Raw genomic sequence first — 13,991 nt, 5'->3', positions numbered from 1 at the left:
CTTCAATGACCATGGTGTGAACAAGCGTCAATCAGCGGCAGCCTCCTTGCGGGAAGCGGTGTCCAGTTGCCGGGTGGTGTGCCGGGGAACCTGTAGCCTGCGGGAATCGGCGGTAGCCTTTGCCCTTGTTGCCACAATTTCAGCAGACATCCTACAGTTAGGGCAACCAGCAGAACTTGAGATGATCAGTTTGATCAATCGCGGAGCCTTCGACCGACAGGAAATGATCAGATTGCAGGAACTGGACGCCACGGACAGGCGGATCCTGAGTGCACTGGACGACGACCCCCGCGTTCCCATCATGGTGCTGGCGCAGAAGCTGGGCCTGGCCCGCGGAACAGTGCAGAGCCGGCTGGAGCGGATGACGGCGTCCGGCGCCTTGCGGCCCAACAGCAGCAGGGTGCTTCCGGCGGCGCTCGGACGGGGGGTGGCCGCCGCGGTCAGTGCTGAGTTGGACCAGAGCCACCTCAACGAGGCCATCGCTGCGCTTCGGAAGATTCCCGAGGTCCTGGAATGCCATGCACCGGCGGGCGACACCGACCTGCTGATCCGTGTGGTGGCCACCAGCCCGGACGACCTCTACCGGGTGTCAGAGGAAATCAGGCTGTGCCCGGGAATCGTCCGGACCTCCACCAGCATGTTCCTCCGCGAAGTGATCCCCTACCGGACCACCGGCCTGCTGAAGGAATAGCCGCGGGCGGGGAGCTCTCCCCATCGCCTCTTCGCCAGGCGGCGGTTAGGCTGGCACGGGAGTCCAAACGGGGGGAAGCATGGCAGGGAATTTTTACGGTGCTGACCTAGTGCAGCTACGGCAGCTTGCCGAGGACCTTGCCGGCGGCGCTAATAGGCTGAACGCCCTGGGCCAGCAGCTCGGCAGCAGCATCAGCTCCACTGCATGGAGGGGGCACGACGGCGAGCGCTTCCGAAGCGAGTGGACGTCCGCCCATCTGCGGTTCCTGAAGTCCGCAACGGCAGGGCTGGAAGCGGCGTCAAAGGCGCTGCTCGCCAACGCGGACGAGCAGGAGAAGGCCAGCACCCGCGGTGGCTCGGGCGGGCCCGGCGGCGGGAGCGGAGGTCAAGGCGGCGGTTCGGGTACCGCCCAGGACCTGACGGACACCCTGAACTCCATGACCCCTGACGAACGCCGGGAATACCTCCAGAGCGAAGAATTCAAACAGTGGGTGCTGGTGGCCAGCCCTGACGCCGCCAAGGCCGCCATGGATTCTGCGGCAGACTCTGGCCTGATCACCAGGAACTCCAAGGCCTACCGGGACTTCCTCAGTTCCTACTGGAACCAGCAGGCCATGCTGGATATGGGCATTGACCTGCAGGACTGGGACACCTCAAAGGGCACCGAATACAACTGGGAAACCATCAGGAAGGTCTACGACTTCTACGGCCAGGCCTACCTCGCCAACCCTGATCTGCAGTGGGCCGGCATGGCCAACATGATCGGGCCGTCCTTCGCCGGCGGCTTCAGGGACATGGCCATGCTCCGGGATCTCGCCCAACAGATCGCGGACAACCCCGCGTCGGACATCCCGCTCCCCGTCCTGGACCAGATCGAACAGCTCGCCGGGATGACGGACCAGGAAATCCGCTTCTACGAAACCAGCATGCTGGACATGAACAAGGAAATCTTCCTGGACCAGGCCCGCCAGCACCAGGCCTACATGGACGGCGGCCTGGCCGAGATCAACAGGCTGCGCGACTCGGGTGCCATCGATCCCGGTACCGCGGAGGAGTGGGCAAAGATCGATTCCGGAGACCCCGGGCTTGTCCGGGAGGGCAACACGGCCCTGCTCTACCGTGAGCAGAACGAGATCATCGCCGACGACTACGATTCCATGCGCAACCACCCGGGCGGCGAGGCCGTGACCTACATGGTGACACTGGCCGGCGAGCCCTCCATTCCCGGCGCGAAGAGCTACGCGGAAGTGTTCCCTTTCGAGTTCAGCGTTGAGAGTCCCGGACCGGAAAACGCGCCCTTCACCAACTGGGACAACCCCACACAGTTCCGCACCGACTTCACCACGGGTTTCCCCGACGGCAACATCTCCGACGCAGACCAGCGCTGGGCGCTCATCCGGCAGGATACGCTGCCGGCCTACCAGGACCTGCTGGCCACCGATCCTGCCCGGGCCCGGCAGGTCATCGCCTCGGACTTCGATGACCGGGTGGAACAGTACAGGCCTACCAACAACATCCCCGGGATCATGGACCGCTTCCTGGACGGCTTCGACGCGGAGGTCCACCAGTGACCCCACCACGCGGAACCGCAACCACCCGCTTAAGGCGCCAGGCCGCCGTCGTACTCCTGGCACTCGCTGCAAGCCCCGCGTTGGCGGGATGCCAGACCAGTGGGCCAGCCGCCGAACCGACCTCTCAAGGGAGCACCGTGAACACCTCCGAATTCTCCACCCTCGACGCAGCCGGCGTAGCCGCGATCCGTGACTCCAAAACCGCACGGCTGGACATGACGTCCGGGCGGCTCAGCAAAGACGGCGTCCGCGTGACGCAGGACAGCTACGGGCCCGAAATCAACACGAAGGACTCGGGCAAAATCAGCCTGACCATCGCCGGACCGTCAGGCGAAATCAGCGGGGAGACGGACCGTATCCGTTTCAACACCACGGATCAGCGCAGCGATTTCAGCGAGGTCACCTATTTCCTCACGGCGAATACACCCGAGGAGTACTTCCAGCTCATCCGCGAGGGCGTCGACCGGTACGGCATTTCAGCCGACTCAGCCGAAGAGTGGATCAGCAGCACCCAAGCTGACCCGGGTTCGAAGAGCGATTTCTCCATCACGTCCGGCCGGTCCACCGGGCTCGACGTTAACTACGACCTGCGGTACGACGGCGGCAAGGACACCCAGGTGATCATTGTCCACATCCGCCCGGTGAGCTAGGCCGGGCTTCAGCAACGTGCCTAGACCGGCGGGCCGGCGTTGGACTTCAGGTTCTTCATCACCAGGGTGGATGTCAGCCGCTCCACCCCCGGCAGAGACGTGAGTTCGGCGTCGTAGAAACGCTGGTAGGCGGGCAAGTCCTCGGCGATGACCTTCAACAGGTAGTCGGGTGAGCCAAAGAGCCGTTGCGCCTCCACGACATTCGGATTCTCCGCCACCCGGTTTTCGAAGACCTCCATGGTGGCACGGTCCACCTGGCGCAGGGTGACAAACACAATTGCCTCAAAACCCAGTCCCACGGCGGAGGGATCAATGTCCGCCCGGTAGCCCCGGATCACACCTGATTGCTCCAGGTCACGCAGCCGCCGGTGGCACGGGGCCACCGTCAAACCGACCTTGGCGGCGAGCGCCGTGGCGGTCATCCTGCCGTCTTCTTTGAGGTGGCGCAAAATATTTCTGTCGATGTGGTCAATCACGCAAGAACCTTACCGCCATACGACCGATACGGGCGAAAAAGGACAGCACTTCTGCGGCCAAAGTATCTAGGGTTTGTCCTGACGCACCATGTGGCAGGAGAAAGAATGAATCCGGAGCTGTTTTTGGCCTTTGTGCTGGTGGCGGCCGCCTTGGCATGCACCCCCGGCGTGGACTGGGCGTACTCCATTGCGGCCGGGCTCAGGCAGCGGAGTTTCGTGCCGGCCGTGGCAGGGCTTTGCGGCGGATATGTCCTGCATACGGTCCTGCTGGTGGCGGGACTGGCGGCCCTGCTCACGGGGATGCCCGGCGTCCTGGGCTGGATCACGCTGGCCGGCGCGGCGTACTTGTTGTGGCTCGGCATCAGCACGCTCCGTTCCTGGCGCGAAGCCAGCTTCACTGCCGGGGCCGGCACGGGGGGCAGCACCAGGCTCCGCACATTCCTTCAGGGCATGGGCACCAGCGGCATCAACCCCAAGGGCCTGCTCTTCTACGTGGCGCTGGTTCCCCAGTTCGTGAGCGCCGATGCGTCCCTTCCCGTGCCAGTGCAGTCGGGCCTGCTGGGGATGACGTTTGTGCTGCTCGCGGGCCTTGTGTACACCGCCGTCGCCCTGCTCTCCCGCACCCTGCTGCAGAGCCGGTCGGGAGCCGCCCGCCTGGTGACCCTTGCCAGCGGAGTGATCATGGTGGTGCTGGGTGCGGTACTGCTCGGCGAGCAGCTGCTGCCGGTTGTTACGGCGAAGTAAGGCCCCTTTACTCGTCGCTGAGCTTCTTCCAGTCCTGTTCCCAGATCCGGCGCATCTCCTCGTCCTTGCGGATGGGTGCAGGCGCGGCGATCTCCCTCTGCGGCACGGGGTCCTCCCGGCGCCGGCCCCAGTCACGGGGGTTGAGCGAGCGCCGGCTGGAGTCCAGCACCAGCAGCGCCCGGTCCGTGAGGGCGTCATTGCGCAGCGTCAGGTGGGTCTTGCGCCGGCGCAGGACCTCGGCGAGCGCCTGGTGCGCCGCCTCGTACCGGCCTTCGCGCCGCAGGGCCCGCGCCCGCACCAGCAGCAGTGCGGCGGAGAGATCGTCGGCATTGAGCAGGCCTTCGGTCCAGTCGATCACCGTCCGGCTCCGGCCCAGGGTCAGCGCCAGTGAGCAGCGCGCCAAAGCCATGGGGAGCGACGGCGGCAAGCCGGCCAGGGCGTCCAGCGCAGCTTCCGTGCGGCCCGTCTCGCGGAACGAGTGTGCCAGCGCAAGGAATACCGACTCCTCGCTGAACAGGACCGGAATCTCCACGCGCTCGGCGAGTTCGATCCGGGTGACGATCCGGGTGAGGTAGCTGGACGAATAGCGGTTCGCTTCTTCATCGTTCCTGGTGGTGAGCCCGCGCTGCAGGAGTTCCGATGCGCGCAGGTAGCCGCCGTGCTTGTACACGAGCAGCCCGGACATGAGGTAGCAAAGCCCTGCCCAGCCGGGGTAGGTGCGGGCCAGCGTGATCAGCCGTTCGGGCTCACGGCTGGTGAAGACGGCCTCGTGCACTGCCCTGGCCGGCTTGGGCAGCATCCGCTTGAGCCGGGGGATCTCCCCGTCCAAGGAGATCAAGGCCGGGTGGCGCCCGCCGAGCACACCGGTGAGCAGGCCGCCCACTCCGCCGGCAAGGTCATGGACAGGTGTGCGCAACTGGGGCTCGCCGAACGGTGTGAGGTCGCGGCTGTCCCAGTAGATCGGTGCAGTGTCCCCGGCGGTCATCCCTCCATGCTAACCGGGTCTTCCGGCCCGTTGGATGCCCGCCCGGACGAAGGGCCTCAGCCGCGTTCCATAAACCATTCGGTGAAGGCGGAGGCCCGGCCACCCGGGTCCAGCCGAATAACCCAGAGGTTGTCGTACGTGGGCCGGCCACCCGAATAGGCAGTGACACCCTGGACGAAAGCGGTGCCGGCGTCCACACCCAGCAGCTCCCAGCTGAACGTCCAGTCCCCTGGTTCGTCCCGGGCGGCGAGCCAGGCATCGACGATGCCGTCCTGCCCCTTCCAGGCATGCGGATCGTTGGGCCGTGTTTCGTACACAGCGTCCTCGGTAAAGAGGGCACGGATGTCCTCGGGCCGGTTGTTCGTCCATGCTGCCTGATACTTGTCCATCCAGCCCTGCACGCGCTCCCGTGCTGAATCCCGCTCCGTCATGCTGCCGTTCTACGCCCAGCCCCACGCGGACGCAAGCGTTTCAGCCGTTCGCAGCGGCGATCCACACGCCGATCACCCAGGTGCTGGCCGCGAGGCAGGCCAGACCGAACTCGGCGAGCATTCCCAACCCCGTTGCTTTCAGGGCGGCCCAGCTGGAGGTTGCTGCGCTTCCGAGGTTCCTGGTGCGGGCGAGTTCGCTGAGCAGCAGGCCCGCGGCGAAGCCCACGAAGAGTCCCACCACGGGGATGATGAACATTCCCGCCACTCCGGCTACCAGCCCTGCCACGATGCTTCGGCTGGGGATAGCGTGCTCCTTCAGCTTCCGGCCCGTGAGGACAGCACTGGCAGCCATGCCTGCCACCACGAACACCATGGCAATCGCGAACACCACCCAGCCTGCGGTGCCGGCGCCGCCCCAGATGGCCCATGCCAGCAGGCTTGCGCCGATCAGGATGCTGCCCGGAAGCACCGGGATGACTGTGCCCGCCACGCCGACAAGAATTGCCAGGCCGCACAGGATGGTCACCAAGGTTTCGGAATTCATGCACCCCAGTCTATGGTTGGCGCCCACTTAACCCCCGACGGCGGCACCTCCCCCGCAGGGGAGGCACCGCCGTCGTACATCCGGTGAGGGAAGGGCCGCTACTCCGCTTCCACCGCGGCGGCGACGGCTGCGGTCACAGCGGGCGCAACACGCGGATCCAGCGGGCTCGGCACGATGTAGTCCGCCGAAAGGTCTTCCGCTGCAAGCTCCGCGATGGCGTACGCAGCCGCGAGCTTCATCGCCGGGGTGATGCGGCGGGCACCGGCGTCAAGGGCGCCGCGGAAGATGCCCGGGAAGGCCAGCACGTTGTTGATCTGGTTGGGGAAGTCGCTGCGGCCGGTGGCCACCACGGCGGCGTACTTCACGGCGACCTCGGGCAGGACCTCGGGGTCCGGGTTGGACAGCGCGAAGACGATGGCGTCCTGGTTCATCAGCGCGAGGTGCGCTTCGTCCAGCTTGGAGGAGGAGACGCCGATGAAGACGTCGGCTCCGGCGAGGGCTTCGGCCGGGCCGCCTTCCACGCCGCGGGGGTTGCTGCGCCCTGCGATGTCCGCCTTCTTGCTGGCAGGGTCCGCCGCAAGGTCCTTGCGGCCGGCGTTGATGATGCCGCGGGAATCCAGCAGCACCACATCGTTAATGCCGGCGGCCAGCAGGATTTCGGCGACGGCAATGCCGGCCGCCCCTGCACCCGAGACCACCACGCGCAGGCTGTCGAGTTCGCGGCCCGTCACCTTGGCGGCGTTGGTCAGGGCAGCGAGGGCAACGACGGCGGTGCCGTGCTGGTCATCGTGCATCACCGGGCAGTCCAGCGCTTCGATGAGCTTTTCCTCGAGTTCGAAGCAGCGCGGTGCGGAGATGTCCTCGAGGTTGACGGCGCCGAAGCTGGGGCGCAGGCGGACGAGGGTTTCCACGATTTCGTCGACATCCGTGGTGTTGAGGACCAGCGGAATGGAGTCCAGGTCGCCGAAGGTCTTGAACAGGGCGGACTTGCCTTCCATCACGGGCAGCGAGGCGCTCGCTCCGATGTTGCCCAGTCCCAGGACGGCCGTGCCGTCACTGACCACTACCACCAGGCGCTCGGCCCAGGTGAGGGTGCGGGCCAGTTCAGGTTTGGCGTGGATGGCGCGGCTGACTTCGGCCACTCCCGGGGTGTAGGCGATGGACAGGTCGCGCTTGTTGGACAGCGGGACGGTGCTGGCGATGGAGAGCTTGCCGCCCTGATGGGCGTCGAAGATCTCGGCTTCGCTCAGCGCGGTGGCTGCGGAGTTGTCAGTGGCTGCAATTGCGTCAATGGACACGTCGTTGTCTCCTGGTGCTCGCCGTGGGCACACGGCACATGGTGCTCAGGCCCGAAAGAACCTGAGGCATTGGAAGAGGTGCGGCGGATTACCCAAGGGTGGCGGGTCCGATGGAGCTTCGGGGATACTCCCTGCTGCTCCGTTTCCATCATGCTAGCCAGCGGGAGAGGGCATCCCGGGACGATTTGACGGCGGTTGCCCGTGCTAAAACGTTTCTCCGACCACTTTCGTGACCCACGTCACGGCAATAAGCCGGATTTAATGACGTATTGGTCTAGACCGGTTACGCGGTCTGATGGAGTGTGTAGCTGCCCTCGGTGGCCGGAGCAAGCCGGGCGCAGGCCTTTTTGAGGTCCTCTTCGGCCTCGAAGAGGGACAGCCGCCGGTTCCTGACGGACTGGACCAGACCAGTGACCGTCAGCAGGAGCACCCTGGCCACAATGGCGTCACCGCAGGCATTGGCCACCACCTTTTCGCCCAGCGCGTCAATGTCGCGCAGCAGGACGGTGGTGTCCCGGTCCGGAAGGTACACCCCGCGGCTCAGGCACTGCTCCACTGCCGGCTGCATGACCCGCATGTGGAAGATCTCCATCACCAGGCCGCCGAGGGCCCGGCCCCGAAACCTGGCAGCGGTGGCCCGCCCTGCAGCCTGCAGCTCGCCGAGCTGGTGCCGGTAGAGCGCCAGCATCAGGTGCGTCGGGGTGGGAAAGTAGCGGTATAGCGTGCCCAGCGGAACATCCGCCTTTGCCGCCACCTCAGTCAGGTCCACGGACTCCAGGCCCTTGCGGGCAGAACTGCCGGCAGCGTCAAGGATGCGATAATAGCGCAGCCGCTGGCGCGGGGCTGAGGGCATGGCGGCCATGGGCGGATGATCTGGAAGGGTCTCAGGCATCTGTATTCCGGGTTGAGTTTTGACGGTGCAGCAGCCAGGAGCGTCCCCATCCCGGACCGCCTGCGATCCGGTTCAACTATACGGCACAGCCATGTAGCGCAATTAGTCAGCCGGCTTACTTCCGGCATCCTGGAAGGTCAGCGGACGCCCTTGATCTTGACGACAAACACCGCACCCAGGAGGCCCATGACAGCCGCAGTAATGAACAGCGTGAAGTACCCCCCGAAGTACGTCACCGCGAGGAACGCGAGGCCGGTCGCGAACACCTGCGGCAGCGAAGCGGCCACGTTAATGACCCCCATATCCTTGCCACGGTCGGCGGCCTGCGGCAGCACCTGCGTCAGCAGCGCAAAGTCAACGGCCTGGTAGGCGCCGAACCCCACGCCCAGGATGGCGGCGCCAACCAGGGCGCCGGTCCATACTGGGAAAAACGCCATAGTGAGGCCCGCGAGGGCAATGAGGACTGAGGATCCGATCACAAACGGCTTCCGCCGGCCCAGCCGGTCGCTCCACGGCCCCGCGATCACCGCAGTAACCATCACCAACGCCGCATAAATGCCGGTCAGGATCAGGACTCCCAGCGCCGGGTTCTCAAGCTTGAGGACGTCCCCGAGGAAAAAGATCAGGTACACAATGGTCAACTGGTTGCAGACGTTCACCAGGAAGCGGGTGAGCCAGGCCCAGGCGAAGTCCGGGTGGCGGGCCGGGCTGATCCAGAAGCCGCGGAGGAAGCTGCGCCACGAGAAAGGCGGGCGGAGCGCCCTCGGCAGGGGCGGGTCATTCCGGTGGAACAGGTACGGCAGCACCGAGAACAGCAGGGCGACAGCACACAGGGCGTAGCCCACCATGTAGTTTCCCGACACCACCGCCCCGAAGACTGAGCCCAGGAGGATGCCCGCTGTTTGGCCCAAGGCCGCAACTCCCCCCACTCCGCCGCGCTGCAGGACCGGCACCCGGTCCGGGATGGCGGCGGTGATGGCCGCATAGGCCGCGTTGGCGCCCAGCTGGACCAGGCACCAGAACAGGACCATCAGGGCAACAGCCGTGGCCCCGGACAACGCCAGCAATGCTGCCGTGGCCAGGACGGCACCGCCCAGTACCCAGGGGGCACGCCGGCCGAAACCCGAGACCGTCCGGTCAGACAGCGCCCCGAACAGCGGATTGGCCACCAGGGATACGGCGGCACCGCACCCAAGTACGAGGGACGCGATGGCTTCCTTGTTTGTTTCGTCGATGCCAGTGGCCTGCTCGGCGATAAAGATGTTGATGGGCCCGAAGAACGCGGCATTGATGCCGACGTTGACCAGCACCAGCCCCGTGATCCACCGCGCGGTGACCTTCGCCGTCGGCTCGGCGAGCGCCGCCGTCGAATACTCTGCTCCGTCGCCGGGTTTTGATGAGGAACCGGGACCCGGCGCATGGCCGGGATCCGCTGCTGCGGGTATGTCTGGCAGGCTCATGGCTGGTTCCCCCTGGACGGTTAGCGATAAAAGTCAGACTATCGTGGGCTTCATGGCCCGGCTTGTTATTCGGCAACCTAATTTGCGGCAGCGTGCTGCCCGGCAGCCGCAAAACGTGTAAGTACTGAAGACCTGGAGATCCCATGACGGCACCAGCCCAAAACCCCGCCAACAACATCAATACCGCAGACCTCTACGACGAACGGGGGGACGAACTGGCATCCGTGTCTCTGCAGTTCCAGTGCCTGGGCGGCCGCTCACACTTCAGCGGCGCGGCAAGGACCATCCGCTGCTTCCAGGACAACGCCCTGGTCAAAGCCACCCTTGGCACGCCGGGCAACGGCAACGTGCTGGTGGTGGACGGCGGCGGCTCGCTGGGCACGGCATTGATGGGGGACATGATCGCCGAAAGCGCCGTGGCCAACGGCTGGGCCGGCGTCGTGATCAATGGCGTCATCCGGGACCGCCAGGCGATCGCCGCGCTGGACCTCGGGGTGAAAGCCCTCGGCAGCAATCCGCGCAAGAGCGCCAAAGCCGGGGCCGGCGAAATTGATGTGGATGTGGAGATTGACGGTGTGACCATCCGCGCCGGCGCCATGATCTGGTGCGATCCGGACGGAATCCTCGTGGAGCGCTGAGGCGGCCAGGCCGCAAAGGACGAACACGTCCGGTTTCGGGGAATAGGTCCCGGCGTAAGATAGTTACTGAAAGCAACTATCAGAGCTTATTTCTTCCCTGGAGCACCCATGTCCCAACCCCCCGCCGCGCGCGCCGCCGGAGAAACCCTCACGCAGCGCCAAATCGTCACCGTTATGGTCGGCCTGATGCTGGGCATGTTCCTGGCCTCGCTGGACCAGACCATCGTGTCCACGTCCATCTACACCATCGCCAACGACCTGGACGGTCTCTCGCTCCAGGCCTGGGCCACCACCGCGTACCTCATCACGTCCACCGTGAGCACACCCCTTTATGGCAAGCTGAGCGACATCTTCGGCCGCCGCCCGCTGTACCTGACCGCCATCATCATCTTCCTGGCGGGTTCCCTCTACGCCGGCTCCGTCCACTCCATGACCGAACTGGCCATTGCCCGCGGCGTCCAGGGCCTGGGTGCCGGTGGCCTGCTGGCACTCGCGCTGACCATCATCGGCGACATCGTGTCCCTCAAGGACCGGGCCAAGTACCAGGGCTACTTCATGTCCGTGTTCGGCATCTCCTCGGTGCTCGGCCCCGTGGTGGGCGGCGCGTTCGCCGGTTCGGCGAACATCCTGGGCTTTGACGGCTGGCGCTGGGTGTTCTTTATCAACCTGCCCATCGGCCTGGCAGCACTGGCAGTCGTCTTCCTGTTCCTGCACCTGCCGGCCAAGCACGTGAAGCAGAAGATTGACTACTGGGGTGCCGCAGCCATCACCGTGGCCATCGTGCCGCTCCTGCTGGTTGCGGAGCAGGGCCGCAGCTGGGGCTGGGCGTCCCTGAACTCCTTCCTTTGCTACGGCCTGGGCGTGGTGGGCGTTGCCTGGTTCCTGCTAGCCGAGAAGCGGGCCGGGGACTACGCGCTGATCCCGCTGCGGCTCTTCCGGAACGCAACCTTCGGCCTGTCATCGCTGCTCAACTTCATCATCGGCATCGGAATGTTCGGCGCCATTGCCATGCTCCCGATGTACCTGCAGCTGGTCAAGGGCCTTACCCCCACCGAGGCCGGCCTGATGATGATCACCTTCACCGTCGGCATCCTCACCGGCTCCATCACGGCCGGGCGCACCATCTCCTCGTCCGGCACCTACCGGATCTTCCCCATCATGGGCACGGCCATCCTCACCGCCGCCGCCATAGTGATGGGACTGTCCCTGGGCGTGGACACGGGCCTGTGGGTTCCCGGCGTAATCGCCGTGTTCTTCGGCATGGGCCTGGGCTTCTGCATGCAGCCGCTCACCCTGGCCATGCAGGTATCCGTGCCGCGCCGTGACATGGGCGTGGGCACGTCCTCCGCAGCGTTCTTCCGCTCCATGGGCGGTGCCGTAGGCACTGCAGTGTTCATCTCCATGCTGTTCAGCCTGGCGGCCAGCCGGATCGCGGACAGCATGAAAACGGCCATGGGAAGCTCCGACTACCAGGCCGTCCTGCGGGACCCAGCCGTGGCAGCGGACCCCACCAACGCCAAGCTGTACGAGTTCTTCCAGAACGGGACGTCCAACGATTCCCTCAACGACACCAGCTGGCTCCATACCGCCAACAGCACGCTGACCCGGCCCATCACTGAGGGCTTCGCCTACGCGATCGACACCGTTATGCTCACGGCAGCCGTCCTCACCGGCATCGCGTTCCTCATCAGCTTTGCGCTGCCCAACAAGAAGCTGTCGGACCCCAAGGCTGCCCCGCAGGAACCGGCGGCGGTGCACTAGCCCTCCCCCGGTAACGCGGACTGGCCCCAGGGGCACCCCATTGAAGAGGACGACGGCGGCGCGGCCCGGGCGAATTCAGGGGGTCGTTGCAACACCGTTGGTGTTAGTGAGTCACCAGTAGATCACGCAGACGCTCGGCTGGGGTATCCCAGCCGAGCGTTTTGCGTGGTCGGGCGTTAAGCTCTTGGGCGACGTGTTCAAGGTCCTCGGGCCCGTAGACGGACAGGTCGGTGCCCTTGGGAAAGTATTGGCGCAGCAACCCGTTGGTGTTCTCGTTGGTACCGCGTTGCCAAGGGCTGGCGGGGTCGCAGAAGTAGACGGCCATGTCCGTGGACATGCTGAAGGACTTGTGGGCGGCCATTTCCGCGCCTTGGTCCCAGGTCAGGGAGCCGCGGAGGTGGGCTGGCAAGGAACTCATGGTCTTCACGAGGCCGTTTCCAACCGTTTCGGCGGTGTGGTTCCCGGGCAGGTGGACGAGCATGACGTAGCGGGTGGTGCGCTCCACCAGGGTCGCGATTGCGGATTGGTTGTATGCGCCGGTGATGAGGTCGCCCTCCCAGTGCCCGGGCACGGCGCGGTCCTCGATTTCGGGTGGGCGTTCGGAGATGTTGACCATAGGGTCCGCGAACCGGGAGATGCGTTGCTCGCCGGTGTTGTGGGCCTTGCGGCGGGTCCGGCCGGTGCGCAGGGCGGCCTGGATCTCACGTCGTAACCCGCCGCGGGCCTGGACGTAGAGTCCCTGGTAAATCGTCTCCGAACTCACGCGCATATGCGGATCATTAGGGGAATTCCTTGATGAGTGCATGGCTGATTTGTTCCGGAGACCAGCGTATGCGCAGCTTCTCTTCCACGTAAGCGCGCAGGCGCCCTTCGGCTGCCAGTTTGCTCTCCTTGGGCCGAGGACGGCGGGACGCAGCGGACCTCTGGGCGGCGTAAGGCTGATAACCGGCGCCCGGGCTGCTGTTGCGACCGATCTCACGGCTGATGCTCGAGGCGGAGCGGCCCAGCTTGATCCCTATCACGCGGAGAGAATCGCCGGCGGCCAGCAGATCCCGGATGCTTTCGCGTTCTTGCAGCGAGAGATACCGCGGGTCGATGGCCTTCTCCAGGGTAGCCAAACCCGGGCGCACTGGTCCCATACGTCCCGACGGCGTCTCGAAGGTAGTCACTCCTTGTTTGTAATCCACGACCCGCCCGTCCGGGTAAATGCGTCCGCTGCCGGTCTTGCGCACGCCCGCGTCCCACTCGCCTGCGGTCGTGGGGTGGATGCCCAGGACGCGAGCTGCTTCGCGGCGGGAATGCCCTGCCTCGCGCAGTTGGCGGAAGTCCTCTCGACTGGGCTGGTCTGCCCGTTTACGGGCCAGCCCTGCGTTCCTGATCCACTTGTAGCAGGTGTTCCTGTTCAGCCCGAGCTGCGCGGCGGCATCGGAGGCGTTTCCAAGCCGGCCAAACAGAGCAAAGAAAGCGTCCTTCTCCTCCTGGGAGGCCTCCTGCTTCCGGAACCGTACACCAGCCGCCCGGGTCCACTGATAGCAGGCCATCCTGCCCAGCCCGAGTTCAGCGGCCACTGACGTGACGGTCCCACCCCGGGCAAGCACCTCGAAGAAGCGGTCCTTCTCACCCTGCGTGTATTTCCTACGCGGTTTCCCTGTTAAAGCTGGCACGGTCGTTGCAACTCCCAAAAAATATCGGGGTGTTGCAACGACCGCTAGAACTCAAGCCGCCGTCGTCCTCTTGCTTTCTGCGGGGTGGTGGGAAAGCCCCGAGTGGAACAGGCCGCCATGGCGTGGAACACTGTGTAACGCGTGTGCGCCGGCCAGTGGCCGGTTCCGCAGCCGACGACGTCCGCAC

13 protein-coding genes and 1 pseudogene are annotated in these 13,991 nt (G+C 65.4%); 6 read left to right on the top strand and 8 right to left on the bottom strand.

From position 1 onward, the window contains the following. Positions 1-223: 223 nt before the first annotated feature. The 3 genes from QF047_RS22020 to QF047_RS22010 all read left to right on the top strand — a co-directional run bounded on the left by QF047_RS22020 (position 224) and on the right by QF047_RS22010 (position 2,911). On the top strand, positions 224-691 hold the full coding sequence (locus tag QF047_RS22020) for an Lrp/AsnC family transcriptional regulator (protein WP_307281550.1): 468 nt from the start codon (positions 224-226) through the stop codon (positions 689-691). A 79-nt stretch (positions 692-770) separates the two neighbouring features. Continuing rightward, entirely contained in the window at positions 771-2,261 is a 1,491-nt protein-coding gene (locus QF047_RS22015; RefSeq protein ID WP_307281548.1) for a WXG100 family type VII secretion target, read from the top strand. A gap of 137 nt (positions 2,262-2,398) precedes the next feature. Continuing rightward, complete coding sequence (locus tag QF047_RS22010; RefSeq protein ID WP_307281546.1) at positions 2,399-2,911, top strand: hypothetical protein; 513 nt, start codon at positions 2,399-2,401, stop codon at positions 2,909-2,911. Positions 2,912-2,931: 20 nt separating this feature from the next. Here the strand turns inward: QF047_RS22010 and QF047_RS22005 are convergent, their stop codons facing one another. After that, complete coding sequence (locus QF047_RS22005; protein WP_083435594.1) at positions 2,932-3,387, bottom strand: Lrp/AsnC family transcriptional regulator; 456 nt, start codon at positions 3,385-3,387, stop codon at positions 2,932-2,934. A 105-nt stretch (positions 3,388-3,492) separates the two neighbouring features. Between QF047_RS22005 and QF047_RS22000 the strand changes: the two genes are divergently transcribed. Then, on the top strand, positions 3,493-4,131 hold the full coding sequence (locus QF047_RS22000) for a LysE family translocator (RefSeq protein WP_307281542.1): 639 nt from the start codon (positions 3,493-3,495) through the stop codon (positions 4,129-4,131). Between the two features lie 7 nt (positions 4,132-4,138). On the opposite strand, the gene QF047_RS21995 is transcribed toward QF047_RS22000, so the two are convergent. From QF047_RS21995 to QF047_RS21970, 6 genes are all read right to left on the bottom strand, one after another. Continuing rightward, positions 4,139-5,116 (bottom strand): hypothetical protein, encoded by a 978-nt coding sequence (locus QF047_RS21995; RefSeq protein WP_307281540.1) that lies wholly within the window; start codon positions 5,114-5,116, stop codon positions 4,139-4,141. Between the two features lie 56 nt (positions 5,117-5,172). Continuing rightward, the gene (locus QF047_RS21990; RefSeq protein WP_307281538.1) at positions 5,173-5,547 is read right to left on the bottom strand and encodes a nuclear transport factor 2 family protein; all 375 of its coding nucleotides are present in this window, start codon (positions 5,545-5,547) and stop codon (positions 5,173-5,175) included. Between the two features lie 40 nt (positions 5,548-5,587). After that, on the bottom strand, positions 5,588-6,091 hold the full coding sequence (locus tag QF047_RS21985) for a DUF456 domain-containing protein (RefSeq protein WP_307281535.1): 504 nt from the start codon (positions 6,089-6,091) through the stop codon (positions 5,588-5,590). Between the two features lie 98 nt (positions 6,092-6,189). After that, entirely contained in the window at positions 6,190-7,389 is a 1,200-nt protein-coding gene (locus QF047_RS21980; protein WP_307281532.1) for an NADP-dependent malic enzyme, read from the bottom strand. A gap of 283 nt (positions 7,390-7,672) precedes the next feature. Then, on the bottom strand, positions 7,673-8,281 hold the full coding sequence (locus QF047_RS21975; RefSeq protein WP_306636644.1) for a TetR/AcrR family transcriptional regulator: 609 nt from the start codon (positions 8,279-8,281) through the stop codon (positions 7,673-7,675). A gap of 137 nt (positions 8,282-8,418) precedes the next feature. Continuing rightward, positions 8,419-9,741 carry an MFS transporter gene (locus tag QF047_RS21970; protein WP_307281527.1) on the bottom strand — a complete coding sequence of 441 codons (1,323 nt, stop codon included), beginning with the start codon at positions 9,739-9,741 and terminating at the stop codon, positions 8,419-8,421. Positions 9,742-9,884: 143 nt separating this feature from the next. Here QF047_RS21970 and rraA point away from each other — a divergent pair, with 143 nt between their 5' ends. Together rraA and QF047_RS21960 are read left to right on the top strand one after the other, a co-directional pair. Then, entirely contained in the window at positions 9,885-10,379 is a 495-nt protein-coding gene (gene rraA / locus QF047_RS21965) for a ribonuclease E activity regulator RraA (protein ID WP_307281525.1), read from the top strand. A 108-nt stretch (positions 10,380-10,487) separates the two neighbouring features. Beyond that, on the top strand, positions 10,488-12,140 hold the full coding sequence (locus QF047_RS21960) for an MDR family MFS transporter (RefSeq protein WP_307281522.1): 1,653 nt from the start codon (positions 10,488-10,490) through the stop codon (positions 12,138-12,140). A 103-nt stretch (positions 12,141-12,243) separates the two neighbouring features. Here QF047_RS21960 and QF047_RS21955 read toward each other — a convergent pair. Further along, a pseudogene (locus tag QF047_RS21955) lies at positions 12,244-13,309 on the bottom strand (IS30 family transposase). Positions 13,310-13,991 lie beyond the last annotated feature (682 nt).

Origin of the sequence: Arthrobacter sp. W4I7, assembly GCF_030816215.1 — a bacterium.
GTDB lineage: Bacteria > Actinomycetota > Actinomycetes > Actinomycetales > Micrococcaceae > Arthrobacter > Arthrobacter siccitolerans_A.
The sequence above is the reverse complement of the archived record's forward strand: the minus strand, read 5'-3'. Positions and strand labels throughout refer to the sequence as shown.

Coding starts and splice junctions, on each gene's coding strand:
- QF047_RS22015 (WP_307281548.1), top strand. CDS start 771: ATGGCAGGGAATTTTTACGGTGCTGACCTAGTGCAGCTACGGCAGCTT.
- QF047_RS21960 (WP_307281522.1), top strand. CDS start 10,488: ATGTCCCAACCCCCCGCCGCGCGCGCCGCCGGAGAAACCCTCACGCAG.
- QF047_RS21975 (WP_306636644.1), bottom strand. CDS start 8,281: ATGCCTGAGACCCTTCCAGATCATCCGCCCATGGCCGCCATGCCCTCA.
- QF047_RS21995 (WP_307281540.1), bottom strand. CDS start 5,116: ATGACCGCCGGGGACACTGCACCGATCTACTGGGACAGCCGCGACCTC.
- QF047_RS21990 (WP_307281538.1), bottom strand. CDS start 5,547: ATGACGGAGCGGGATTCAGCACGGGAGCGCGTGCAGGGCTGGATGGAC.
- QF047_RS21985 (WP_307281535.1), bottom strand. CDS start 6,091: ATGAATTCCGAAACCTTGGTGACCATCCTGTGCGGCCTGGCAATTCTT.
- QF047_RS22000 (WP_307281542.1), top strand. CDS start 3,493: ATGAATCCGGAGCTGTTTTTGGCCTTTGTGCTGGTGGCGGCCGCCTTG.
- rraA (WP_307281525.1), top strand. CDS start 9,885: ATGACGGCACCAGCCCAAAACCCCGCCAACAACATCAATACCGCAGAC.
- QF047_RS22020 (WP_307281550.1), top strand. CDS start 224: ATGATCAGATTGCAGGAACTGGACGCCACGGACAGGCGGATCCTGAGT.
- QF047_RS21970 (WP_307281527.1), bottom strand. CDS start 9,741: ATGAGCCTGCCAGACATACCCGCAGCAGCGGATCCCGGCCATGCGCCG.